This is a genomic window from Niastella vici (assembly GCF_002077945.1).
Taxonomy (GTDB): Bacteria; Bacteroidota; Bacteroidia; order Chitinophagales; family Chitinophagaceae; genus Niastella; species Niastella vici.
On sequence record NZ_LVYD01000001.1, the window covers coordinates 224,703 to 249,801 of the forward strand.

Here is a 25,099-nt window from a genome sequence, read left to right on the forward strand (position 1 = left end):
ATACCCTGGTGCGTATCACTCTTAAATTAGAATAACAGACAGGTCCTGCTTATGACCGAGAAAGAATATAATCAATGCGTGGCTGAGTATGCAGACAACGTGTACCGGTTCATCCTAAAAAACCTTCGTCATGAAGAGGATGCCCGGGATGTTGTTCAGGCGGCCTTTGAAAAAATGTGGCGCAACAGATCGGATGTAGATAATACCAAATGTAAAAGTTACCTGTTTACGGTTGCCTATAACCAAATGATCGATCACCTGCGTAAAGCCAAACGTGTGCAATTACGCGATGAGTTCCGGGAAGAAACAACGGTTTACGATAAACCCATGTACAATACCCGGAAGATCCTTGAAGAAGCATTAAGCCGGTTAAACGAAACCCAGCGTTCGCTGGTGCTGTTGAAAGATTATGAGGGGTATTCGTATGAAGAGATCGGACAAATTACCGGACTTAACGAAAGCCAGGTAAAAGTGTATCTTCACCGGGCCCGTATTCAATTAAAAAACTATCTGGTAAAACCTGAGAATGTCATTTAACTACTACTATATTATCAGAACCGATGATTTCTTTGCTTCTGCCGGCGGCAGCCAGGGAGCCATCATCACCCGTGATAATTACGAAATGTATTTCGTAATGTATGTAGATAATGAACTGAGCGCTGCTGACCGTAAAGCCGTTGAGCGGTTTGTACAACAAAACCCCGATCTCGAAGAAGAAATGGTCATGTTGCAGCAATCGGTATTACGGGCCGATGACAATATCATATTTGAACAAAAAGAACTCCTGTTTAAAGATGCGGCGGCAGCACTGCTGATAAACGAGTTGAACTATGAAGAATATTTTGTGTTGTATGGCGATGATGAATTAACGAATGAAGAGAAAGATAAAGTTGAACAGTTCGTTTATAAACACCCCCAATACCAGGCAGAATTTGAACTCATACAACAGGTAAAGCTGGTACCCGATAAAGCGCTCACTTTTCCTGATAAAACCTATCTGTACCGCACAGAGGAAGATGATTCAAGAGTGATCGCATTTCCCTGGTGGCGGCTTTCAGCAGCAGCTATTGCCTTACTGGTGATCGGCAGCCTGGCCTGGTATATTTCAGCGCAACATACCGGTACAGATGTAGCTGGCAGGTTTCCTGAAAGATCAGGTAACGAAAAAAATACCCAGCCGCCCGTTGTCCATAATAATAAGGATAACGATACAGCACCTGTTAAAGACGCTGTTGCCGATAACAGCAATGCTGTTATTAAAACACCCCAGGCTGTGCCCCCTGTAGCCGCGGCCAACCAAACTGATAATACAACTGCCCAAAACAAGCTGAAAAAAAATATTCCAAAAGAGAGTAACATTCAGCAACCCACATACGTAAAACAAGCAAGCAAACAACCGGAAACACCTGCAGGTGGGGAAGAAAAAACGTTTGCACCCAAACCGGTTTATGCAGTTCTTAACAATACGAATGAAACACCAGTTGTTAAAAGCGGGCTCATTAAACGTACTATCAATGAGCCATTAGCGGTTAACACAGTAGCAGAAAAACCCGGCGATGAAAATGATCAATCGCAGCAAGCTATTCTCACTGCTTCGATCAATAAAACACCGTTACGGGGTTTCTTCCGCAAAGTTTCGCGGGTGGTTGATAAGGTTACCAACTCCGACGATAATGGCAAAGGGGCCATACGTATAGCCAACCTTGAATTTGCTTTGAAATAATACCATTAAAGTTAAAATCAGAAACATGAAACAGGTAATTACACTCCTGGCGGGGATTAGTATGTACATCACTGGCCTGGCCCAAACCGATTCAACAGAACATGAGCAAAATGATACCATTCGGGTAGGTGGTATGATCATTATTAAAAAACATGGCCACGATAAAGACAATGATAATAATGAAGCCAAATCCTACCATCGTAAAAATAAATCAGGCCGCATAAGCACCAACTGGTGGATCGTTGACCTTGGTTTTACCAACTATACCGATAATACAGATTACACCAGTGCAGCCATACAAAATCCGGTTACCGGTTTTGCCCCCGGTCTCAATAAAGATGATTTTAAATTACGCACCGGCAAATCAGTGAACGTAAACATTTGGGTGTTCATGCAAAAACTGAACATCACCCACAATGTAGTGAACCTGAAATACGGCCTGGGTGTTGAACTGAATAATTACCGGTACAGGCAACCGATAAAATTCCTGACCAATCCTACACAGGTAGTCTTTGACAATGTAAAAAGTTATTCAAAAAATAAACTGGCCGCAGATTACATAACCGTTCCCTTATTGCTGAACTTTAATTTTACCCCGCATAAAAAGCATGGATTCGGGTTCAGCGCAGGCGCCAGTGCGGGATACCTGTATTCGAGCCGGCAAAAAACCATTACCAATACAGATGGCAAGGAAAAAGAACACGATGATTTTGACCTGCGCCCATGGAAAATTTCCTATATCGGAGAATTAACGCTGGGCTACGTAAAATTATATGCTTCCATTGCCTCACAAAGCATGTTCGAAAAAGGACTCGATCAAACACCTTATAGTTTTGGATTGCGCCTAAGTAATTGGTAGAATTAAGTAACATAGCCATGAATAAAAACCAGTGTTGCCAGCACTGGTTTTTTGTTTTTACCACTATCTTGCGCCCCATTGATTTTCAATGGTATTTATTTTTTTATATTAATCACAAACAAAAAAATTGTTAATGCCCTTTGCGCAAAAAATAAATGGCGGCCGGTTGCGTTTTGTCGAGTGGACTGTTCCATTATCCACATATTGCAACAGGAAAACTTTTTTTATATATTTTTAAACCCATTAATCATTTGCTTGGTCTTTACGCTTAAAACCAGGTTTACTTATGAAATCTAAATGGCTCTTTGCAGGTCTTATTATTCTTGCTGTTACCGGATTAGCGGCTTTTAAAACCATTGAAAGAAGGGTTATTAAAAAGAATATTTTCAGATCTAAACCTGCAGGTGAGGTGTATGTCGTTGTAGATAAGTCTGATTATGAACTACAGGTGTTTGACGAAGATGGCTGGTATGCTACTTATCCCGTTGTATTCGGCAACAAGGACCTTTCTGACAAACTCACAGAAGGCGATCGCCGCACCCCGGAAGGCACTTTCAAGATCATCTCCAAAAAACCCCATCAGAAATGGCATAAAATGCTGATGCTGGACTTTCCTACCCAGGAAAGCTGGGCTAAATTCAAAGAACGCAAAGCCAAAGGCCTTATACCTCAAGGCGCTAAAATTGGCGGTGGTATTGCCATTCACGGCACCTGGCCGCACGACGACCTGGTGGTTGATGATTTTACCAACTGGACCAATGGCTGCGTTGCCTTAAAGAACGAAGACCTTGATGAACTGGACGACATATTGCCGGTTGGCACCAGGGTGATCATCAAAAGATAACTTCGCTTTTATTATTATAACCCCCAAACCACACTGTGTAAAACCTGCACCGGGTGTATTCACGCATACGCCGGTAAGGCTTTTACGTTTATACATATAGTACAATTACTAATTCGCCCTGTATTTTTAGGATAGCAGCAACTTTCCAGGGTATTTTATTGTCATGTTGATATTTATTAGCAGGTACAGGCCAACCTGTTTTGCCATTTCACCCGTATATTGCAATGGCATATTTCCCGTAAAGCGGGATCACAAATTTGTGAGACAAAACAATCCATACACGAGCATTGGCTTTAGAAAACGGTCAATGTTTCCGTCTCTATGAAGACCCCACAATCTCCAGCCAGTGGGGTTTTCTCTTTTACCACCACCAACGAATTTTCTTTCTGAATAAATAAGTAATAAAATTAACCGGGGGAAACGGGGAGTTGCGATCAGGCTTCTTTCAGCAATTTCATGAACAGGTCAGCCTGCTCTTTGGTTTTGATCACTTTATGCAAAGAAGAACTTACGGGTGCCTTGGCATCCGCTTTCCGGCCATTCTCTTTGGCCTTTTTTGTAAGCGCCGCTAGTTTACGTTCTATCGACTTGTTCATTGTGACCAAATTTACAATGTTTTTTTGATCTTTTTATTCGCAGGATATTCCTTAAGGTTAAAAATAAAATAATTGTACATCTGGTCCTGCGATATTCTTGACCCTTTTTCAATCCTGAACGGGTAAGGCATAATATCCTCAAAATCAAAGGGGTTATCGTACTGCGTTTTTCCAAACCGGGTAATTCTGACAAAATACTTGATACCAAACATGCGAAAATGCTGATCGAGGTACCTGAAATTCCTTTGAATGGCCCGGTAATAAAAGTATGCCCGGGCATTATCTGAACCGTCGATTCCCAGGTAATGACCGGGGTTGTTTTTTAAATAGGCAAACGCCGAGAATAATATGGTCGAAAACACTTTCGAATAATCTTCATGCTTTAGCTCTGCCTTATCATCGATCTTGCCTTTCGGGTTCAATGGCCCAAATGCCAGGTTATATACATTGGGAAGCAGGGCATGTGTTTCATTACTTATTTTAACAACAAGCGGTATTTCCTTTCCATTATTCAGATTGCTTTTAAAACTGCTGTATCGCAGATCAGTTGAAATATTATCTATTTCATACAGGTTATTAAAATCAATATTGAATGCAACTGACATAATCCACGATTTTGCGGCTAAAAACTAACACGCCTTCATACCCTGTACCAAAAACAAACCCTGCCGGTGGCAGGGTTTAAAAAATTGTGTGCAATTATAATCTTCCGTTGGCAATTTCATTTACTACAGCAGGATCAAGCAATGTACTGGTATCACCCAGTTTATCGATCTCACCTTCGGCGATCTTACGTAATATTCTGCGCATGATCTTACCGCTTCTTGTTTTGGGCAGTCCGCTTACAAATTGAATTTTATCGGGTTTGGCAATGGCGCCAATGATACGCGATACCGTTTTGGTAATATCCTGACGGGCCAAAGTATCGTCACCATGCGTACCCTGATAGATCACAAATGCATAAATGCCCTGTCCTTTAATATCATGCGGATAACCCACCACGGCGCTTTCAACCACGCCCGCATGCATGTTAATGGCATTTTCCACTTCGGCCGTACCAATACGGTGGCCGCTCACATTCAGCACATCATCAACCCGGCCGGTTATACGATAATTGCCCACTTCATCGCGCAAACAACCATCACCGGTAAAATATAAATTATCGTAAGTGGCAAAATAGTTCTGGCGGCAACGTTCATGATCGCCATATGTAGTGCGCAGCATGCCGGGCCAGGGGAATTTGATACAAAGATTACCGCTTACCGAATTGCCCGTAACCTCTTTGCCGTTCTCATCTACCAGTATGGGTTGAACGCCCGGTAAAGGCAAAGTGGCGTGGGCCGGTTTGGCTGGTGTAACACCCGCCAAATTGGATATAAGAATTCCACCGGTTTCTGTTTGCCACCAGGTATCAACAATGGGACATTTCTTTTTACCAATGTGCTCATCGTACCAATGCCATGCTTCTTCATTGATGGGTTCACCCACAGTGCCCAGTACTTTTAAAGAATCAAGCTTATGGTCTTTTACCGGATCGAGGCCAAAGCCCATCAGTGACCTGATGGCAGTTGGCGCCGTATACAGCACATTTACCTTGTACTTATCAACGATATCCCAAAACCTGCCGGCATTGGGCCAGGTGGGAATACCTTCGAACATCAGCGAGGTAGCGCCAGCGCTCAATGGGCCATATACAATATAACTATGACCGGTTATCCAGCCAATATCGGCTGTGCAAAAATGAACATCGCCAGGCTGGTACTGGAACACATTTACAAAACTATAATTGGTATACACCATATAACCACCACAGGTATGCACTACTCCTTTGGGTTTACCGGTTGAACCGGAGGTGTATAATATAAACAGCATATCTTCTGCATCCATTTCCTCGGCCGGGCAATCGGGATTGCCTTGCGTTTCAACGATCCTGATCTCATCTTCCCACCACACATCGCGGCCCTTGATCATGGAAACAGCTGTACGCGTTCTTGTTAAAACGATCACCCGTTTTACAAAGGGGCATTGTACAAGCGCATCATCAATTACACTTTTAAGTGGAATTTCTTTATTGCCACGGAAAGCACCATCCATGGTAACTACAAATTCTGCCTTTGCATCCTGCAAACGGTCGGCAATGCTTTGCGCGCTAAAACCGCCGAAAACGACTGAGTGAATAGCACCAATGCGGGCGCAGGCCAGCACGGCAATAGCCAGCTCAGGCACCATGCCCATATAAATACAAACGCGGTCGCCTTTCTTTACACCGTTGTTCTTAAGAACATTGGCAAATTGTACCACTTTGGCGTGCAGATCGCGGTAAGTTAATACACGATGATGTTCTTCAGGATCATTCGACTCCCAAATGATAGCAGGCGTATTGCCTAATGTATCGAGGTGACGATCGATACAGTTTTCGGTAATATTCAACTTACCACCGCCAAACCATTTTATGGTTGGTTTTTTGAAATTCCACTCCAGTACTTTATCCCATTTTTTACGCCAGTAAAAGTTGGCAGCTACTTCACCCCAGAAGCCTTCAGGGTCTTTGACACTTTTTTCATACGCTGCATTGTATTGGTCTACTGATTTTATCTGATAAGGATATGACATATCAATCTGTTTAAATCCTCTTTTTAAAATTAGGGCGGTAAAATACGAAGAAAAAGGTTACTGTCCCTTATATTTATAGCTTAATCAGTAGTTAAACCCGCATCTTCCCATATGACGCACCAATCTGAAAAAAAAACAATCTGGCAGGTGATTGCAGCCTCTTCATTAGGAACCTTAATTGAATGGTACGACTTTTATATTTTCGGTAGTCTGGCAACAGTTATTGCAAGCCAGTTCTTCCCAAAAACAAATCCCACTGCAGCGTTGCTATCAACGCTGGCCACCTTTGCAGCCGGGTTTATCGTACGCCCGTTCGGCGCATTGGTCTTTGGCCGCCTCGGTGATCTCATTGGCAGAAAATATACTTTCCTGCTTACCCTGGTGCTTATGGGTGGTTCTACCTTCGCAATAGGGTTGGTACCGGGTTATGCTACCATTGGGTTTGCAGCCCCGCTCATTGTATTGCTGCTTCGTTTATTGCAGGGGTTGGCCCTGGGCGGTGAATATGGTGGCGCCGCTACTTATGTAGCAGAACATGCACCGCCGCACCGGCGCGGGTATTTTACAAGCTGGATACAAACAACCGCTACACTGGGTTTATTCATTTCGCTTGGTGTAATATTGATCACCCGCCACATGCTGGCGCCCGATCTACCTACCTCCATTCAACGCTTTAACGACTGGGGCTGGCGCATTCCCTTCCTGGTTTCTATATTATTGGTAGTTGTGTCAATATACATTCGATTGCGCATGAATGAGTCGCCGCTGTTTGCCAAACTGAAAACAGAAGGCAAGACCGCAGTGAACCCGTTGAAGGAAAGTTTTGGTCATAAAGCCAATTTGAAAATGGTATTACTGGCCCTGTTCGGCGCTACCATGGGGCAGGGTGTTGTATGGTATACCGGTCAGTTTTATGCGCAATCTTTCCTCGAAAACGTTTGCAGTATAGATTTCGATCAGTCGCGCACCATACTCATTTGGGGTATTTTGTTTGCCACGCCTTTCTTTGTGGTCTTTGGCGGCTGGAGCGATAAAATAGGCCGCAAATGGATCATGCTGGCCGGTATGTTGTTGGCCATATGCACCTATCAATACATTTTCAAACAATTCATGATATTAACTGATCCTGCAGGAAAAACAGAGCTCACCGGTCAAAGAAAACTGCTCGAGAACAAAACGATCGTTAGTGAAAAGAACCCGGCCGATAGCATTCACCTGGTTACTACAGAAGTGCATTACAACGATGGCGCTGTGTTTAAAGAAGTAAAGGCCGATACTTTATTTGCCGACGCAGCCCGTGCCGCTGTTACCAAAACATCAATCAAGTATAAAGAAAAAAAGCTCAGTACGGTGGCCTACCGAAAGATCGTAGGCTGGGTATTTATATTAATACTTTATGTGACCATGGTGTATGGGCCTATTGCCGCCTTCCTGGTTGAATTGTTCCCTACCCGCATCAGGTACACATCCATGTCGTTGCCCTATCATATTGGCAATGGCGTATTCGGAGGCTTAACACCCTTCATCGCTACTTTACTGACCACTATTTATGTAACTGATAAATTATCGGGTTTGTGGTATACGATCATAGTTGGCGCAGTTTGCCTGTTCATTGGCGCTATCTATATTTCGAACCGCATTGACCCCGATGTTAACGATTAAATAATAATAAAAGAGAATCCATCATGAATGCAATAAAAAAATACCTCGGCGTGATCTGGATGATCCTGGGTCCCGTTGCTATATATTACCTGGTTAAAACGGCAGCTGCTGAAATTGCCAAAAAACCCGTTATTGATACCAAAATTCAATGGGCTGTATTTGTAATAGTATTTATTCCCATTGCCATTGGCATCACCATTTTTGGGTATTATGCTTTTAAGGGCGAATACGACCATTTACCCGAAAGCTCCCGCGAAATATAAAAGATAGTTGGGTCAACTTAATTTAACCCCGCTTGTAAAACATTAATGGGTGCAGGCGGGGTTTATTATTATATAGTTTGAACATAGATATATAAGCGGTAGGTAGTTCTACATTTATTGCATAATTTTAGTGGACTATTATCACAATTGTTAATAAAATTTAACGTTTGTCACCTGAGGTTTGAAACCTTATTTTTGCATCGTTAATTGCACGCATGAATAAATCAATACAAAGAGTATATACCGCTTCTGTTGCGAAAAGGATCGTGGCCTGCGCCATGATGCTTTTACTGCTCTGGATCACCGGTATTAATTTTTTGTATTTATCGAAAGATCCTGGTTCGGCCCTCGTTACCTGTATTGATACTAATGGCGATGATGACAGCGGTTCCGATTGCAACAGCAATCCTGCTGGTCCCGACGAAAAATCGCCCGATGCGCCCATCACCATTTCCGAAGAATTTCTGCATGAATATCACAATCCGGTAAGTCCCGATTGGATCAATACTTTCTTTCAGCACAAAGTGCATGAAACAGAGAAACTCTGCATATTTCATCCTGAATCTTTTTCACCTCCTCCGGAAGCTTAATAGTTTTCCCTCATTTACCCTATCGTTCATTTGATCTTTTCATTGCATCCCGCACGAGCCGGGATCTCTATTGCTTGTTGATATGAATTGTACATCAGGCTGTAACCCCTGCGGGTTTACTGTGTGCAACAGGATTTCAACCAGGTATCTTATTGTTTAAAACCGGGCAAGCCATGTGCTTCTCATAAAAACATTTATTTATGGTTCAGAAAGTAAAACAATACGCAAGCGCTTTGCGATATGATTTACCATCCGCTGTAGTTGTATTCCTGGTAGCGCTTCCCCTGTGTTTGGGCATAGCCCTGGCATCAGGCGCTCCGTTGTTTTCAGGCATTATAGCCGGTATGATAGGCGGTATTGTCATTGGTTCATTGAGTGGTTCGCAATTAAGTGTGAGCGGACCGGCCGCCGGTTTAACCGCCATAGTGGTGGTAGCTATTGGCAAATTACAGGTATACGAAGCCTTTTTACTGGCCGTGGTGCTGGGAGGTATTATTCAGATCATCCTGGGCTTTTTAAAAGCCGGTATTCTCGGCGATTACATTCCTTCGAGTGTTATCAAAGGCATGCTGGCTGCCATAGGACTTATACTGATCCTGAAACAATTTCCTCACCTGGTAGGCTATGATGCCGATTTCCCCGGCGATGAAAGCTTTTCGCAGGCCGATGGCAAAAATACGTTCAGCGGCCTGTTTGGCGCCCTGGGTCATTTGATACCTGCGGCTTTACTGATAGGCGTGGTTTCGCTGCTTATACAGATCGTTTGGGAAAAATTTGTAGCGCCCAAAGCGAGGATACTGCAACTGATACCTGCGCCATTGATAGTGGTTCTGGTGGCTGTAGCCATAAATGAATCATTAAAAGCCTCATCGCCTGCCCTGGCTATAAAAGAATCGCACCTGGTAAAAATGCCGGTGGCTGATTCTATCAACTCCTTTATCTCGTTCTTTACATTCCCCGATTTCAGCCATATACTGAACCCGGTGGTATGGACAACCGCTATAACCATCGCCATTGTAGCCAGCCTCGAAACCTTATTGAATATTGAAGCGGCCGATGACCTTGACCCCTATCAACGCGTTACGCCTACCAACCGCGAGTTAATGGCCCAGGGAGCCGGTAATATGTTTTCAGGATTGATTGGCGGCCTGCCCATCACCTCAGTGGTAGTGCGCACCTCGGCCAACATCAATGCCGGCGCAAAAACGAAAATGTCGGCTATTCTTCATGGTATATTTTTGCTGCTTTCGGTAGCGTTTATCCCCTCCCTGCTTAACCTTATACCGTTATCAGCATTGGCAGCCATTCTTATATATACAGGTTTCAAACTGGCCAAACCCTCCCTGTTCATTAAGTTCTACAAAAAAGGATGGGACCAGTTTTTACCCTTTGCCATAACTATTGTGGCTATTTTGCTCACCGATCTGTTAAAAGGTATTTTGGTTGGTTGCTTTGTAGGACTGTTCTTTGTGATCCGAAGCAACTTTAAATCGGCTGTGCTGGTTGTAAATGATGCCAACCGGTACCTGTTCCGTTTACGCAAAGATGTATCGTTCCTGAATAAACCCATCGTCAAGAACAGATTGGAAAAAGTTCCGGAAAATTCATACGTGCTCATCGATGCAACCCGGGCCGATTTCATTGACAAGGACATTATAGAGGTGATCGAAGATTTTTTAAAGCATGCGCCATTGAAAGGCATCACTGTTGAATTGAAAAAGAGTGCAAATAGAGAGCAGGGATTTTCGGCCAATGGAGGCAAGATCCTGATACAGGGCAAACCCGTTGTTAAGAAAGAAGAAATGGCAGCAATATAAAAAAGCCAACCGCCGATAGCCTGTGCTGTTAACGAAACCACAACCGGGCCATTAAAAGCAGGTTGTTTAATTTTACCACAACAAAAAGACTGAACATGCAATCATACGAAAAATTATTACTGGAGAATAAAGCCTGGGCCTCAGAAAAAGTAACTGACGACCCGGAGTATTTTAACCGCCTGGCCCATATTCAAACACCCGAATTTTTATGGATCGGTTGCAGCGATAGCCGTGTACCAGCCAATGAAATTACAGGTACCCAGCCCGGAGAGATCTTTGTACACCGCAACATTGCCAACATGGTGGTGAACACCGATGTGAATTTGCTGAGCGTACTCGATTATGCAGTTACCCACCTGAAAGTAAAGCACGTGATCGTTTGCGGCCATTATGGTTGCGGCGGCGTAAAAGCTGCGGCTACCCAAAATGATTTCAAGGCTGTATTAAATATGTGGCTGCGCAATATAAAAGATGTTTACCGCCTGCACCGCGAAGAACTGGAATCAATTAAGGATGAAGAAAGACGTACCGACAGGCTGGTTGAGCTAAACGTTCGTGAACAGGTAAATAACCTGGCCAAAACATCCATTATTCAGCGTGCCTGGAAAGAAAAAAATGCACCCGACTTACATGGATGGGTATACGGATTAAAAGACGGCCTTATAAAACCGGTTTTTGAAATGAAGGCCGGCACCCACATTGACCCTCTATACGAGTATGATGATCTTTAAAGATTGTGCTCACCTTTAATACGATTACGCTAACTATAGTCCTCCCGATTCATCGGGAGGACTTTTTTTTTGTAAATTACTGTACAAACTGCCATTAGCGCCCTTGCTGCCATTTAATAACATACATATGCCGGTTCTGCCAATAAAAAATACAATTGCCCTTTTCAACAGCCTGGCAGCCATTGTTGCCTGTTTGTTGGCCTGTCAACAACCGGAAGCTAAAAAACAACAAGCCACAACAGCTGCTACTGACAGCCACTGGATGCTGCTGCCTTTTGTAAAAATTGATTCCGTTAACCCCATACTGCAGCCAGGCCATGGAACTTTTAATTGCCCCATACGAAAGCAGCGGGTTAACTGGGAAGAAAAAGATGTGTTCAACCCCGCCGCCATTATAAAAGATGGAAAGGTTTACCTGCTGTACCGCGCTGAAGATTCCATTGGTAAATATGCCGGAACCTCACGCATAGGGCTGGCCCAAAGTACCGATGGATTGCATTTCACCCGGTTTGCCCAACCGGTACTGTTTCCGGCGCCCGACGAACAGAAAAAATATGAATGGGAAGGCGGCTGTGAAGATCCCCGGGTTGTGCAGGACAGCGCGGGCACTTACATTATGACCTATACGGCCTACGACGGACAAACCGCCCGGTTAATGGTGGCTTCTTCAAAAAATTTATTGCAATGGCACAAACACGGGCCTGCATTTGCCAAAGCGTTTAATGGCAAATACCTCAATACCTGGTCAAAGTCGGGTTCCATAGTTTCAAAATATGTAAATGGCGATATCATTGCCGTAAAGATCAATGGTAAATACTGGATGTACTGGGGTGATGTAAACATTTGGGCGGCTACCAGTGATGACCTTATAAACTGGACACCCGTATTGTACACGCCGGGAGAAAAACCTGCTATTCCCCTACGCCATTACGCGAAGGATATGCCCGAAATAAAGATCGTATTTGGCCCAAGACCCAAAAAATTCGATAGTGATCTGGTAGAACCCGGTCCACCGGCGATGTTAACAGATGATGGTATTGTACTTCTTTATAACAGCCGCAACATACCCGCTATTGGCGACAGCAGTTTACCCGAAGGCACGTACGCAGCTGCGCAGATCTTACTGAATAAAAATGACCCAACGCAGGTGGTACAGCGAATGGATACCTGTTTTATAAAACCCGATAAACCATACGAGGTCACCGGGCAGGTGAACCGGGTTTGTTTTATAGAAGGCCTGGTGAAGGTCAATAACAAATGGTTGCTGTATTACGGCACTGCCGACTCTAAAATAGCAGTTTGCCAGTTAAGCAATTAACATATCCATAAAAAACGAACAGTTGTTCATTGCATACTTTGCAGGCCGGGAATCCGTTTTACAAACCGCCGGGTAATTTCAAATTCGCTAATTTGCGCAGTAATTATGTCAATTGAAGTAAACAATCTTACCAAAGTATATGGCGAGCAAAAGGCTATCGACAATATAACCTTTACTGTAAATAAAGGTGAGATTGTTGGCTTTTTGGGGCCCAATGGAGCCGGTAAATCCACCACTATGAAGATCATCACCGGCTACCTGCAGCCCGATAAAGGGGAAGCCGTTGTATCGGGCATTTCTGTAAAAAAACAACCGCTCGATGCCAAGGCCACTATCGGGTATTTGCCCGAAGCCAATCCCCTGTACTACGATCAGTTTGTACGCGAATACCTCGGCTTTATTGCAGATGTGCACCGGGTTCCGGCCAAAACAAAAAAAGAACGCATAGAGGCGGTGATCCAAACTGTTGGGTTAAGCCTGGAAAGCAATAAAAAGATCGGCCAGCTGTCGAAAGGATATAAACAGCGTGTAGGCCTGGCCGCGGCCCTCATACACGATCCGGAAGTATTGATACTCGACGAGCCTACCACCGGTTTAGACCCTAACCAGATCATTGAGATCAGGGAAGTGATAAAAAACCTGGGGCAGAACAAGACCGTATTATTTTCATCGCACATTTTACAGGAAGTGGAAGCCATTTGCGACCGGGTGATCATTATTAACCGGGGTAAACTGGTGGCCAATGATAAATTAAGCAATCTGCGCCAGCAGGTCGATAATAACAATTTATTAAAAGTAACCTTCAAGGAACCCCTGGAAGCTGCCTGGCTCGAACGGTTGAGCGCAGTGCAAAAGGTAAACAAGATCAGTACCTATGAATGGGAACTGGTTTGCAGGGAAGCCACAGAAGCCAAACGGCAATTGCTTGAGCTGGCCCTTCAGCACAACCTTAATATCGTTTCCTTACAATCGGGCGGACAAAGTTTGGAAGATGTGTTCAGAAGTTTGACCACAACAGAAAAATTATAACACAAACTTTGTTTCTTTGCACGTCCTTTGAGCCTTTGGCCCCGATCAACGGCAGGGGTTCTGCCCAGGACTAAAAATTGAAAAACCGAGCGTTTAAATTCAAAAAACTAATAACCAATCATGAGTTACATTGCAGACATTCATGCCCGCCAGATCTTAGACAGTCGCGGCAATCCCACAGTAGAAGTAGATGTAGTTACCGATAACGGATTTTTAGGAAGAGCAGCCGTTCCCAGCGGTGCATCAACCGGTAAACACGAAGCAGTTGAGCTGCGCGATGGCGATAAAAAAACCTACATGGGCAAAGGGGTTTTGCAGGCAGTAAAAAATGTAAATGACATTATTGCTGACCAACTGATTGGTATTGAAGTAGTAAAACAAGCCTACATCGACGACCTGCTGATAAAGATCGACGGTACTGAAAACAAAGCCAAACTGGGCGCCAACGCAACCCTGGCTGTTTCAATGGCCGTTGCAAAAGCTGCCGCTGAAGAAAGCAGCCTGCCCCTGTACCGTTACCTGGGCGGTGTAAATGCAACCGTATTACCCATGCCGTTGATGAACATCCTGAACGGAGGTGTACACGCTGATAACAAAATTGATTTCCAGGAATTTATGATCGTTCCCATTGGCGCTCCTTCTTTCAGTGAAGGCTTACGCTGGGGTGTGGAAATTTTCCATAACCTGAAATCTATTCTGAAAAAGAAAGGCTACGGCACCAACGTAGGTGATGAAGGTGGTTATGCACCAGATATCCAAAGCCCCGAAGAGGCTATTGAAACCGTTCTGCAAGCCATAGAAGCTGCCGGTTACAAAGCAGGTGAGCAAATTGGTATTGCCATGGACGCAGCCAGCACCGAAATGTACGACGAAGCTAAAAAGACCTATAAATTCTACAAAAGCTCAGGCAAAACCATCAGCAGCGATGAAATGGTAGCCTATTGGGCCGATTGGGTGAAGAAATACCCCATCGTTTCAATTGAAGATGGTATGGCCGAAGATGATTGGGATGGCTGGAAAAAGCTTACCGAAGCCATCGGCAGCAAATGCCAGCTGGTAGGCGACGACCTGTTCGTAACCAATGTTAAACGCCTGCAGGAAGGTATCGACAAAGGAATTGCCAACAGCATCCTGGTAAAAGTAAACCAGATTGGTACCATAACCGAAACCATTAACGCCGTTCAACTGGCGCAAACCAATGGTTATACGTCTATTATGAGCCACCGCAGCGGTGAAACCGAGGATACCACCATTGCCGACCTGGCTGTGGCCCTCAACTGCGGACAAATAAAGACCGGTTCTGCAAGCCGTACCGACCGCTTGGCTAAATACAACCAGCTGCTCCGTATTGAAGAAGCACTGAACGGAAACGCTATTTATCCAAAAGGAAGAATTAAATTTGGTAAATAATTATATTACATGGGGTTGATCAATAAGGTCAACCCCATAATTTGAATATAGAGGCTTGAAAGTTTTAAAGAACATACCACCCTGGCTTAAAAACAAATACTTTCTCACCCTGCTGGTGTTTTCAGTGTGGTTACTGTTCTTCGACGACCGCGATATAATTACCACCCATTTTAAGTACCGCAACGAACTCAGGCAGCTGGAACAAACCCGGGATTATTACCTGCAGCAGATCGATACCACCCAAAAAGAGCTGGAAGGCCTGAAGCAGAACCCCGAAATGCTGGAAAAATACGCCCGCGAGAAATATTTGATGAAAAAAGACAACGAAGATTTGTTTATAACACCTGAATAAGTTGTTTTGATGCGCCCTATTGCATCATTCACCGCCTTTTTTTATCTTTCCACCGAATTACAACTCTCCCATCCAATTTCCTGCACAATAAGAGAAACCTAATATCGTTTTAAACACGGACGGACTCCGAAATTGACTCTTTCGGAATTTTATAAGGACATAAATGGTTTGCCTATGACTATTCTCTTTACACCGGAGGACCTTTTACGCTATTTGTATAAAGAAACCTCGCCGGCGATGAATGCCGCTATTGAAGCTGCATTAGAGGAAGACTGGACGCTTCGCGAAAAATTAGAGGTATTGAAAGCCTCTGCCCGTAACCTGGACAAGATCGTTGAATCTCCCAGAACAGAAGTTATTATGAACATTTTGCAATACGCCCGTGAATCGGTGATTGCAACTGCTTAAAAGCTTCAGGCAGAACAGTAGACCCCCAATAATTTAACAATCATTGGGCTACATTAATCCACTCCCTTAATTTCGCAGTCATTCTACGTAAAAGAATGACCAAAAAACAACGTTACCAGTTTGTAATCGACTATTTTCTGCATCACGCACCCGATGCAGAAACTGAATTGTTGTATGATAATCCCTACCAGTTACTGGTGGCAGTGATCCTGTCGGCACAATGTACCGACAAGCGGGTTAATATGACCACACCGGCTATTTTTGAAAAATATCCGGACGCGGACAGTTTGTCAAAAGCCACTTTTGATGAACTGTTCCCGCTGATCAAAAGCATTTCATACCCCAACAACAAAACAAAACACCTGATTGGCATGGCCCAAAAGCTGCGGGAGCAGTTTAATGGCCAGGTTCCCCTTACCGTAGATGAGCTGGTGACCCTGCCTGGTGTTGGTCGCAAAACAGCCAATGTAATTACTTCAGTGGTTGATCAGCAGCCCAATATGGCGGTTGACACCCATGTTTTCAGGGTAGCCGCCCGAATTGGCCTTACCGTAAACGCCAAAACTCCACTGGCCACAGAAAAACAACTTATTCAACACATTCCGCGTGAGCTCATCCATATAGCCCACCACTGGCTCATTTTGCATGGCCGGTATGTTTGTGTTGCCCGTAACCCAAAGTGCGACAAATGCGGTATAACAGAAGTCTGTAAATATTATCAAAAAGAGGTTAAGCCTAAAAAGTAATTGAATTGGAAGAACCTTTCAATTGGAAGGGCTTTCGATTAATTTAGCGGGGCGTGCAATTTAATTTGCAGACCGTTTAATTCAATTGGCGGGCTGTGTAATTTAATTACAAGGGCTTTCAATTAAATTAGCAGACCGTGTAATTTAATTAGAAGACCGTTTAATTCAATTGGCGGGCCGTGTAATTTAATTACAAGGGCTTTCAATTGAATTAGCGGACCGTGTAATTGAATTAGCAGGCCGTTTAATTCAATTACAAGAGCGTTCAATTCAATTGAAAGGCCGCCAATTAAATTGAAAAAAGGCGGCTTAACACAAAATATATTGATTATCAATACCATAACAAATAACACATCTCTTCTGTGACTCTCACTCAACTTTCAACTTATCAACTATAGGCTAATTCCCGGCTTTTCAACTCATCGATCGTTCAACTCCCATTGTAGACCTTTTTCTACACATATAACAGAACCTGTTATTATTAAGGCAGTAAATCATAATACAGCAGCATAAAAAGTTCAATGGCTATAGGTATGGCACCAGATTTTGACATATAACCTATGTCCCATTACATTTTTTATGCTTTGCAGATACCAATGCTTCATATTCCTTTTTGTTGTTTTTATTAATAGCCGCTGCACTTCATCAGCAGATAATAGCCATACCTATAGAAGTCCTGCCGGTTACGATCTTAATAAACCTTTCTTTTTAAAGCTACCCGTTGAGCTCGATGAGATCTCGGGCGTGGCCTTTTATGCGCGCGACAGCAGCGTTTTTGCCATCGGCGATGAATTCGGCTGGTTGTACAAAATTCCCTTAACGGCCGGCAAACCCATACGCAAATGGAAATTTTCAAATGAGGGCGATTATGAAGACCTGGTTATGGTTGACAAAGTCTTTTATGTGTTGCAAAGCAATGGCAATATAACAGCCTTTACCTTTGATGAACACAACCAGATACACGCCCAGCAACAACAATTCCCCGCTTCGGGCAACGAATTCGAGATCCTGTATTACGACTCGTACATGTTCAAACTTATTTTGCTTTGTAAAGATTGTGAAACAGATAAAAAGAAAGCCCTCACCGCTTTCTGGTTCGATTTGCTTCACAAACGTTTCGACGATTCTTCTTCCATAAACGTAACCACCATCGCCAACATGATCGGTGAAAAAAAGATCAAATTCAAACCTTCAGCCGCAGCCATAAACCCGGTTACCGATGAATTATACATTTTATCATCGGTAAATAAACTGCTGGTAATAACTGACCGTAATGGTAATCCGAAACAAACCTTTCCTATTGATGGCAGCCTTTTTAAACAACCGGAAGGAATTACTTTTACACCGGAAGGAGATATGATCATTTCAAACGAATCGGCCGACCGGGGCGTGGCGAATCTCTTATTTTTTAAATATAACAAGAAAACAAGATCATGAAATACCTGTTTGCCTTTTATCTGTTACTGGCTGGCCATGCAATATTTGCCCAAACAGATGATTCAGTAACTGCGCGGATCATTTTAATTGGCGATGGCGGCGCATTGGTAAACGGCAAACATCCCGTTGCTTCAGCAGTAAAACACTACCTGCATCCCGATAAAAAAACAACCATTGTTTACCTCGGCGATAACCTGTATCAGTTTGGCCTGCCCGATGAAGGCAACAGAAATTATGTATTATCAAGAACAGTACTCGATTCGCAAATGGCGGTAGCAGCCAATACCCCTGCCCATGTTTATTTGATCCCGGGCAACCACGACTGGGCCAACGGCCGAACTTATGGCTGGGAAACCCTATTGCGCCAGGAAGCTTATGTAAACCTGATGAAGGAAAAAAACGTTGAGTTTATTCCCAAAGAAGGGTGTCCCGGACCGGTAGAAGTTCCCATTGGAAACGATATAGTCATGATCGTATTCGACAGCCAGTGGTTTTTACAACAAAACGATAAGCCCGGTGTTGAATGGGATTGCCCCTGCAAAACAATAAGTGAATTCATGTTACAGCTTTCGGAGTTGCTACGTAAAAACTACAATAAGCTGGTGATTATGGCCTGCCATCACCCTTTTATGAGCAATGGTATACATGGAGGGTATTTTGGCTTAAAACAACATATCTTTCCCTTTACCGACATGAAAAAGAATCTATACATTCCCCTGCCGGTATTAGGTTCAATTTATCCCATCAGCAGAAGCGTATTTGGCAGCCCCCAGGATATCAGCTATCCCGCCTATACCAACATGGTGAACACCATAAGGTCAGAAACCCGGTTACACCCCAACATAATTTATGCCACCGGCCATGATCACAGTTTGCAATTGCTGAAAGATACCAGTCATTTCTATATTGTAAGTGGCAGCGGTTGCCATACCAGCCGGGTTGAAAAAAGTAAGAACTCGCTGTATGTTAATGGCGACTCATTGGGCTTTGCCGTACTGGAAGTATCAAAAAATAAAAACGTACGGGTTAAATTTTATACTGTAGATATTGACTCGGCTTCAGCCAAAGAAGCCTTCTCAAAAAATATCCTGAATTTTTCAAAGCCACCAGCCCTGGCACAAGACACAGCCAAATTAAAGATACCAGCCTACAAAGAGTATTATGAAACAGCTGCCGGCGCCCATTATAAAAAAAATGCATCGGCTTTAAAACGATTGGTGCTGGGAAACAACTACCGCAATATCTGGGCACAACCGGTGAACTTTAAAGTATTCAGGCTGAAAGAAGAACATGGCGGGTTTAAGATCAAGAGCATGGGCGGTGGTAAACAAACCAAGTCGCTGACTCTCGAAGATAAAAACGGCAAGGAATGGTCATTACGCACTATTGATAAAGATCCCGAACTCGCATTGCCCGAAAACCTGCGCAATACGGTGGCTTCAGAAATTGTGCAGGATATGATCTCCGCCGCACATCCCTATGCCCCATTGCCCGTTGCATCATTAGCTACCTCACTGCATATCCCCCATGCCACTCCGAAGTTTTACCTGGTGCCCGATGATCTGGCATTTGGCATTTACCGGCCAATGTTCGCCAATAAAGTATGTATGCTCGAGGAAAAAGATGCTTCCTGGGATGGCACCGATACCAAAAGCTCGGTAACTGTATTCAATAATATGATTGAAGACAACGACAAACGCATAGAACAAACTGAAGTATTAAAAGCCCGCCTGCTCGATATACTGATCGCCGATTGGGACCGGCACATGGACCAATGGAAATGGGGCGTACAGGATACAGGACGCGGCAAGATCTATTATCCCATTCCCAAAGACCGCGATCAGGCATTCTTCAAATCAGATGGTTTGTTATTGGCGTATGTATCGCGTAAACGGCTGCCTTTTTTAAAAGGATTTAAACATAACATTCCCGACGTAGATCATTTATCGGCTATTTCAAAAGACTTCGACCGCCTGTTCCTGAATGAGATCGACAAAAAAGAATGGGATTCGGTAACAACGGTGTTCCGGCAGCAGTTGCCCGATACGGCTATTATTCGTGCAGTAAAACAAATGCCGCCCGAAATATTTGCCATTAATGGCAAACAAACCATCAGCCGGCTCATCAGCCGCAGAAATGAACTGCAAAAACAATCAATAAAGTATTATGATTTTCTGTCAAAACGCGTAACCATCCTGGGTAGTAATAAAACTGAATACTTCAAGGTGTTCAATGAGGGCAAAAGCATTCGCGTACAGGTGCTGGCGCGCGAAGAGAAAGATACAAGCTTTGTTAAGTACGACCGGTTGTTCGACCCTAAAATAACCAAGGAAATAAGGCTGTACGGTTTTCGTGGTAACGATAAGTTTGATATAAAAGCAAATACCAGCAGCCATACCTTCCTTCGTATTATTGGCGGAAAGGGTGACGACACATTTAATATAAATGGCAATATCAAAAACTATGTGTACGACCTCTCCAGCGAAAAGAATTTCCTGGAAAAAAGCGCTCACACAAAAACAATTAATCGCCTTAGCCAAAACACCCAGGTGAATGATTACGATTTCACCGGTGAATATCAGTACAACATTTTCCATTTTCCCCGTATAAATATTGGCTGGAATGCCGATGATGGATTTATGCTTGGCTTTGGTTTATGGTACCGGCATAATGCCTGGCGAAAATCACCATTCGCATCAGAACAACGGTTCTCGGCCCTGTTCTCTGTTTCGCAGCGGGCATTTCAGTTCATGTATCACGGATTGTTTGTTGACGTTTTCCCCAAAACAGATATTGTGGTCAATGCAGCAATGAAAGACCCGGCCCTGAATAACTTTTTTGGCTTTGGCAACGAAACAAAGGTCAATAATGATTCAACTATTAAGTATTACCGGGCCCGGTTTAAAAACATAGAAAGCGATTTTCTCTTCCGCAGAAAGATCGTTTCGGTACTAAGCGTGTTTGCAGGCCCCTCTTACTACCGTTACTGGAATAAACCCGCCACCAATAAAGATTATATCCTCGGCAAGCCTTCGCTTATTGGACTTGACTCAAACAATATTTACTCTGTAAAAGAATATTTGGGTGGCAAATTGGGCATACAACTCAATAACCTGAATAACGAGCTGTTCCCCACCCGGGGTATATACTGGTTAACCACCTTTACCCAATTGCAACCACTTAATAAAAACAGTTCATCGCTCACAAAACTGGAATCCGACATGACGGTGTATGCCAGCCTGAGCTTTCCCGCAAAATGGGTAACCGTGCTGCGATTAGGGGCCGGAAAGATCTACAGCGATAGCCTTGAATATTTTCAGGCCATGACATTGGGAGCAAATAACTACCTGCGCGGATTCAGGAAGAACCGGTTTACAGGAAACTCCCTTGCCTATGCCAGCCTGGAATTTCGCATAAAGCTGTTCGATAGCAAATCGTATGTATTCCCTGGCCAGGTAGGGCTGGTAGCCTTTAATGATATTGGCCGGGTATGGTTAAAAGGCGAAAACAGCAATAAATGGCATTATGCCTATGGCGGCGGTTTTTATTATGTGCCTTATAATATGGTGCTGGTATCGGCCACCGTTGCCTTATCGCGCGAAGAAAGCCTGGTGAACTTTACACTGGGCACAAAGTTGAACTTAACATTTTAATTGAATTCACATGTCAACATATAACGCCCTTTTAATTGACACAGAAAGCTATGTAAGGGAATTATTTAAACAGCATAACAACCCCAACCTGATTTTTCATAATCTTGACCACACGATAAAAGTGGCAGACCGGGTGTATGAAATTGCCGCGCATTACCAGGTACCCGATAAAGACCTGCTTGAACTATCAATAGCCGCCTGGTTTCATGATACGGGCCACCTCATAACTGACCCACCCGACCATGAGGAAAAAAGCGTTGAGCTCATGCTGGCATATATGAAAACTAAAACCAATGATGAGGGGTTGGTAAATAATATTGCCAAATTGATACGCATAACCAAATTTCCACCATCGCCGCAATCTTTGCCCGAAATGATCATTTGCGATGCCGATACCTATCATTTCGGGCTGCCCGACTTCAAGCAAACCAATAAAGCCATGAAGAAGGAACTGATCCTGCGTAATATGAACACTATGGTGTTGGATTGGGAAAAGAACAGCCTTGAACTCCTGAAAAAACACCAGTTCTTTACTTCCTATTGTATTGGCACATTGCAGCGGGGTAAAGAAAAGAACATTCGCAGGCTGACTAAAAAAATAACCGGGCGCGAACTGGAGGGTATAAATGTGAGTGAAACGCTGCTGCTTCCTGAGGATGGGAAAGGGAATGCCAACAAAAGAAAAAACTCGCTCGTTGCCAGAGGCATACAAACCATGTTGCGGTTAATCTCCGAAAACCATGTGGAACTAAGTAACATGGCCGATGGAAAAGCAAGCATCCTCATTAGTGTGAATGCCATCATCATCTCGGTCATTCTTTCGGTATTGATCCGCCGTATTGAAGTAGAAACGCATTTGACCATTCCCACATTTGTATTCCTGGCATCATCATTGACCACCATAATTATCGCCATTATGGCCACCCGGCCAAAGGTATCACAAGGTAACTTCAGCCGGGAAGATATCCTTAACAGGAATACCAATCTGTTGTTCTTTGGCAATTTTTACAGATCAAAGGTTAGCGAATACCAGTGGGCCATGCATACCATGATGCGTGATCCCGACTATTTGTACAGCTCATTGATAATGGATATACATCAGCTGGGTGTTGTGCTGGCAAGAAAATACAAACTCATCAGGCTGGCCTATACCGTATTTATGATCGGATTGTTCGTTTCGGTAATTGCGTTTATAGTTGCCATCATGGTGCATACTCCGCAACAACCGGTTATCAATTCATCGTCTGTTTCGCCATACAGTTAATATATATGAAAAGCGATCGCCGTAAAATATTGAGTAAGGGTGTCATCAACAAATACCGCGCAAAAGAGATGGTGATGATCGCATTATTCTGGACGATCATTGACACAGCTGTTTATTTATACAAATTTTACCGCGATCGCATTAACCTGGCAGAACATCCGTTCGATATGCATTCATCGGTGGTATTGGCGCTGCGGTCGGGGCTTATATTTGTTATTTGCCTGGCCATGGCGTATCTGTTGATCTATCAGCTAAAACATTTGGTGCGTAATTTACCATTATGGTTTGGGCTCATCATAAAAAGCATCATTCTGGTGGCAGCGGCTTTCTTACTGAACTATATCTTACACTTCACCTACATTTGGCTTATTGAACGGGAGCCCCTCACCACCGAGCTGGGGCATAACTATTACAAGATATTTCAAACCTCTTTGTTTGTAAGTCAAATGATCCGTTGGTTGATCACGTTCTTAATTACGATATTGTTGATAGAGGTAAATGAAAAATATTCGCCCGGCGTTTTTTTCGACATCCTGGTCGGTCGCTATATAAGCCCAAAGATCGAGAAAAGGACCGTCATGTTTATCGACCTCGTTGATTCCACCACCATAGCAGAACACCTGGGCCATAAAAAATACTTCCGCTTCATTCGTGATTTTATTTACTTTATTTCTTTGGCGTTGCTCGAAAATGAGGGACAGATATACCAGTATGTAGGAGATGAAGTAGTTGTATCGTGGATCGTAAAAAAGCCAAACGCCAACAGAAAATGCCTGCAGGCCCTGCTGGACTGTAAACGAATATTAGCACGCAATAAAAATTACTTTAAAAGACAATACGGCGTTGTACCTGAATTCAGAGCAGGTATTCATACCGGTGAAATCACCATTGGCGAAATAGGTGTTATAAAAAAAGACCTCGCCATGAGTGGCGATACCATGAACACGGCCGCCCGCCTGCGTTCCGCCACCAGCGAACTGAACCAGACAGTGATCATTTCAAAAGACTTCGCAACGCAAACCAATTTAAAGAACTGGGAATCAATAAACCTTGGTTTGGTTGACCTGAAAGGAAAAGAATCGGCCATGGAGTTATTTGCCTTAAAGTTCTGAGTTATTTACAAAGCGTTGCTGTTTTTCCCCATCGTTAGCAATAATGTTACCATTTACCATCGCATAATAATTGCTTGTAATATCATAAATTAAATCCTTTATGAACACCATTACAAAACTTCTGGCAATTACGGGAAGTGCGCTGATAATTGCAAGTTGCCAGGATATCAACAATGAAAGTGATGTTGCCGCTAAAGAACATTCTGCGGTTGATACTGTGCCAAAGGGCAGAACTGATACTATGATGAATAATGCTGATACTGTGATATCAGGCATGGCCGCACCCAGATATATTGATCTGAATACCGGTCAGGTGGTTGATCTTTATTATGACGCAAAGAAGAACAGGGTTTATTCAACCGTCACCAATGAACCTGTTGATTTTTATGTAGACATGAGTACCGGTGACACCATTTATGGAATGGGCAGATATGTGGTGAACAATTATATCATCAAAACGCCCGAAGGCCCGTATAAGCTGGACATGAAAAAGGTAAAGCTGGAAAAAAATGAATTGAAAATGAAAGACGGGAATAAAAAATTTAAAATGGATAATAATGAAATGAAGATGAAAAGTGCAGATATGAAGATGAAAGGAGATTCAACGCACATGAAGATGAAACCCGGAAAATATTAAGATGATGAATGCAGAACAGCGTAAGCACAAATGAT

Annotated in this window: 23 protein-coding genes; 20 read left to right on the forward strand and 3 right to left on the reverse strand. The window is 43.5% G+C overall.

Going from position 1 to position 25,099, the window contains the following annotated elements:
• Positions 1-51 precede the first annotated feature (51 nt).
• The 4 genes from A3860_RS01045 (at position 52) to A3860_RS01060 (ending at position 3,426) form a co-directional block, all read left to right on the forward strand.
• Entirely contained in the window at positions 52-537 is a 486-nt protein-coding gene (locus A3860_RS01045; protein WP_081144674.1) for an RNA polymerase sigma factor, read from the forward strand.
• A complete protein-coding gene (locus A3860_RS01050) occupies positions 527-1,723 on the forward strand; it encodes a hypothetical protein (protein WP_081144675.1) in 1,197 nt (398 codons plus the stop codon). Before A3860_RS01045 ends, A3860_RS01050 begins: the two co-directional genes overlap by 11 nt.
• Before the next feature lie 25 nt (positions 1,724-1,748).
• Positions 1,749-2,582 (forward strand): outer membrane beta-barrel protein, encoded by an 834-nt coding sequence (locus A3860_RS01055; RefSeq protein WP_081144676.1) that lies wholly within the window; start codon positions 1,749-1,751, stop codon positions 2,580-2,582.
• 286 nt (positions 2,583-2,868) lie between these two features.
• Complete coding sequence (locus A3860_RS01060) at positions 2,869-3,426, forward strand: L,D-transpeptidase family protein (RefSeq protein ID WP_081144677.1); 558 nt, start codon at positions 2,869-2,871, stop codon at positions 3,424-3,426.
• A gap of 434 nt (positions 3,427-3,860) precedes the next feature.
• Here the strand turns inward: A3860_RS01060 and A3860_RS40865 are convergent, their stop codons facing one another.
• The 3 genes from A3860_RS40865 to acs form a co-directional block, all read right to left on the reverse strand.
• The gene (locus A3860_RS40865) at positions 3,861-4,022 is read right to left on the reverse strand and encodes a hypothetical protein (protein WP_158085110.1); all 162 of its coding nucleotides are present in this window, start codon (positions 4,020-4,022) and stop codon (positions 3,861-3,863) included.
• An 11-nt stretch (positions 4,023-4,033) separates the two neighbouring features.
• A complete protein-coding gene (locus tag A3860_RS01065) occupies positions 4,034-4,627 on the reverse strand; it encodes a DUF6934 family protein (RefSeq protein WP_081144678.1) in 594 nt (197 codons plus the stop codon).
• Between the two features lie 94 nt (positions 4,628-4,721).
• Positions 4,722-6,635, reverse strand: a complete 1,914-nt coding sequence (acs, locus tag A3860_RS01070; protein WP_081144679.1) for an acetate--CoA ligase — start codon at positions 6,633-6,635, stop codon at positions 4,722-4,724.
• 111 nt (positions 6,636-6,746) lie between these two features.
• Here acs and A3860_RS01075 point away from each other — a divergent pair, with 111 nt between their 5' ends.
• The 16 genes from A3860_RS01075 (at position 6,747) to A3860_RS01155 (ending at position 25,064) form a co-directional block, all read left to right on the forward strand.
• Positions 6,747-8,297, forward strand: coding sequence for an MFS transporter (locus A3860_RS01075; protein WP_081144680.1), 1,551 nt, complete (start codon positions 6,747-6,749; stop codon positions 8,295-8,297).
• 23 nt (positions 8,298-8,320) lie between these two features.
• Positions 8,321-8,560: a DUF6814 family protein gene (locus A3860_RS01080; protein WP_081144681.1), complete on the forward strand. Its 240-nt coding sequence runs from the start codon at positions 8,321-8,323 to the stop codon at positions 8,558-8,560.
• Between the two features lie 215 nt (positions 8,561-8,775).
• Positions 8,776-9,150 (forward strand): hypothetical protein, encoded by a 375-nt coding sequence (locus A3860_RS01085; RefSeq protein ID WP_081144682.1) that lies wholly within the window; start codon positions 8,776-8,778, stop codon positions 9,148-9,150.
• A gap of 200 nt (positions 9,151-9,350) precedes the next feature.
• Positions 9,351-10,967: a SulP family inorganic anion transporter gene (locus A3860_RS01090; RefSeq protein WP_081144683.1), complete on the forward strand. Its 1,617-nt coding sequence runs from the start codon at positions 9,351-9,353 to the stop codon at positions 10,965-10,967.
• Between the two features lie 95 nt (positions 10,968-11,062).
• Positions 11,063-11,698 carry a carbonic anhydrase gene (locus A3860_RS01095; RefSeq protein ID WP_081144684.1) on the forward strand — a complete coding sequence of 212 codons (636 nt, stop codon included), beginning with the start codon at positions 11,063-11,065 and terminating at the stop codon, positions 11,696-11,698.
• Between the two features lie 127 nt (positions 11,699-11,825).
• Positions 11,826-13,016, forward strand: coding sequence for a glycoside hydrolase family 130 protein (locus A3860_RS01100; protein ID WP_216823355.1), 1,191 nt, complete (start codon positions 11,826-11,828; stop codon positions 13,014-13,016).
• Positions 13,017-13,121: 105 nt separating this feature from the next.
• Entirely contained in the window at positions 13,122-14,045 is a 924-nt protein-coding gene (gldA, locus tag A3860_RS01105) for a gliding motility-associated ABC transporter ATP-binding subunit GldA (protein ID WP_081144685.1), read from the forward strand.
• 120 nt (positions 14,046-14,165) lie between these two features.
• A complete protein-coding gene (gene eno / locus A3860_RS01110; protein WP_081144686.1) occupies positions 14,166-15,455 on the forward strand; it encodes a phosphopyruvate hydratase in 1,290 nt (429 codons plus the stop codon).
• A gap of 55 nt (positions 15,456-15,510) precedes the next feature.
• Positions 15,511-15,807, forward strand: a complete 297-nt coding sequence (locus A3860_RS01115) for an FtsB family cell division protein (RefSeq protein WP_081144687.1) — start codon at positions 15,511-15,513, stop codon at positions 15,805-15,807.
• 174 nt (positions 15,808-15,981) lie between these two features.
• The gene (locus A3860_RS01120; RefSeq protein ID WP_081144688.1) at positions 15,982-16,215 is read left to right on the forward strand and encodes a hypothetical protein; all 234 of its coding nucleotides are present in this window, start codon (positions 15,982-15,984) and stop codon (positions 16,213-16,215) included.
• A 95-nt stretch (positions 16,216-16,310) separates the two neighbouring features.
• Positions 16,311-16,961: an endonuclease III gene (nth, locus tag A3860_RS01125; protein WP_081144689.1), complete on the forward strand. Its 651-nt coding sequence runs from the start codon at positions 16,311-16,313 to the stop codon at positions 16,959-16,961.
• A gap of 579 nt (positions 16,962-17,540) precedes the next feature.
• Positions 17,541-18,398, forward strand: a complete 858-nt coding sequence (locus A3860_RS01135) for an SdiA-regulated domain-containing protein (protein WP_081144691.1) — start codon at positions 17,541-17,543, stop codon at positions 18,396-18,398.
• On the forward strand, positions 18,395-22,051 hold the full coding sequence (locus tag A3860_RS01140; protein ID WP_081144692.1) for a BamA/TamA family outer membrane protein: 3,657 nt from the start codon (positions 18,395-18,397) through the stop codon (positions 22,049-22,051). The genes A3860_RS01135 and A3860_RS01140 overlap by 4 nt, the downstream gene beginning before the upstream one ends.
• Before the next feature lie 10 nt (positions 22,052-22,061).
• Positions 22,062-23,315 (forward strand): Pycsar system effector family protein, encoded by a 1,254-nt coding sequence (locus tag A3860_RS01145; protein ID WP_081144693.1) that lies wholly within the window; start codon positions 22,062-22,064, stop codon positions 23,313-23,315.
• Positions 23,316-23,320: 5 nt separating this feature from the next.
• On the forward strand, positions 23,321-24,427 hold the full coding sequence (locus A3860_RS01150; protein ID WP_081144694.1) for an adenylate/guanylate cyclase domain-containing protein: 1,107 nt from the start codon (positions 23,321-23,323) through the stop codon (positions 24,425-24,427).
• Between the two features lie 100 nt (positions 24,428-24,527).
• Positions 24,528-25,064 carry a hypothetical protein gene (locus A3860_RS01155; RefSeq protein WP_081144695.1) on the forward strand — a complete coding sequence of 179 codons (537 nt, stop codon included), beginning with the start codon at positions 24,528-24,530 and terminating at the stop codon, positions 25,062-25,064.
• The last annotated feature ends 35 nt before the right edge of the window (positions 25,065-25,099 follow it).

Excerpts from the sequence above, each read along its gene's own strand:
- A3860_RS01045 (WP_081144674.1), top strand. The coding sequence starts at position 52 with ATGACCGAGAAAGAATATAATCAATGCGTGGCTGAGTATGCAGACAAC.
- A3860_RS01050 (WP_081144675.1), top strand. The coding sequence starts at position 527 with ATGTCATTTAACTACTACTATATTATCAGAACCGATGATTTCTTTGCT.
- A3860_RS01055 (WP_081144676.1), top strand. The coding sequence starts at position 1,749 with ATGAAACAGGTAATTACACTCCTGGCGGGGATTAGTATGTACATCACT.
- A3860_RS01060 (WP_081144677.1), top strand. The coding sequence starts at position 2,869 with ATGAAATCTAAATGGCTCTTTGCAGGTCTTATTATTCTTGCTGTTACC.
- A3860_RS40865 (WP_158085110.1), bottom strand. The coding sequence starts at position 4,022 with ATGAACAAGTCGATAGAACGTAAACTAGCGGCGCTTACAAAAAAGGCC.
- A3860_RS01065 (WP_081144678.1), bottom strand. The coding sequence starts at position 4,627 with ATGTCAGTTGCATTCAATATTGATTTTAATAACCTGTATGAAATAGAT.
- acs (WP_081144679.1), bottom strand. The coding sequence starts at position 6,635 with ATGTCATATCCTTATCAGATAAAATCAGTAGACCAATACAATGCAGCG.
- A3860_RS01075 (WP_081144680.1), top strand. The coding sequence starts at position 6,747 with ATGACGCACCAATCTGAAAAAAAAACAATCTGGCAGGTGATTGCAGCC.
- A3860_RS01080 (WP_081144681.1), top strand. The coding sequence starts at position 8,321 with ATGAATGCAATAAAAAAATACCTCGGCGTGATCTGGATGATCCTGGGT.
- A3860_RS01085 (WP_081144682.1), top strand. The coding sequence starts at position 8,776 with ATGAATAAATCAATACAAAGAGTATATACCGCTTCTGTTGCGAAAAGG.
- A3860_RS01090 (WP_081144683.1), top strand. The coding sequence starts at position 9,351 with ATGGTTCAGAAAGTAAAACAATACGCAAGCGCTTTGCGATATGATTTA.
- A3860_RS01095 (WP_081144684.1), top strand. The coding sequence starts at position 11,063 with ATGCAATCATACGAAAAATTATTACTGGAGAATAAAGCCTGGGCCTCA.
- A3860_RS01100 (WP_216823355.1), top strand. The coding sequence starts at position 11,826 with ATGCCGGTTCTGCCAATAAAAAATACAATTGCCCTTTTCAACAGCCTG.
- gldA (WP_081144685.1), top strand. The coding sequence starts at position 13,122 with ATGTCAATTGAAGTAAACAATCTTACCAAAGTATATGGCGAGCAAAAG.
- eno (WP_081144686.1), top strand. The coding sequence starts at position 14,166 with ATGAGTTACATTGCAGACATTCATGCCCGCCAGATCTTAGACAGTCGC.
- A3860_RS01120 (WP_081144688.1), top strand. The coding sequence starts at position 15,982 with ATGACTATTCTCTTTACACCGGAGGACCTTTTACGCTATTTGTATAAA.
- nth (WP_081144689.1), top strand. The coding sequence starts at position 16,311 with ATGACCAAAAAACAACGTTACCAGTTTGTAATCGACTATTTTCTGCAT.
- A3860_RS01135 (WP_081144691.1), top strand. The coding sequence starts at position 17,541 with ATGCTTTGCAGATACCAATGCTTCATATTCCTTTTTGTTGTTTTTATT.
- A3860_RS01140 (WP_081144692.1), top strand. The coding sequence starts at position 18,395 with ATGAAATACCTGTTTGCCTTTTATCTGTTACTGGCTGGCCATGCAATA.
- A3860_RS01145 (WP_081144693.1), top strand. The coding sequence starts at position 22,062 with ATGTCAACATATAACGCCCTTTTAATTGACACAGAAAGCTATGTAAGG.
- A3860_RS01150 (WP_081144694.1), top strand. The coding sequence starts at position 23,321 with ATGAAAAGCGATCGCCGTAAAATATTGAGTAAGGGTGTCATCAACAAA.
- A3860_RS01155 (WP_081144695.1), top strand. The coding sequence starts at position 24,528 with ATGAACACCATTACAAAACTTCTGGCAATTACGGGAAGTGCGCTGATA.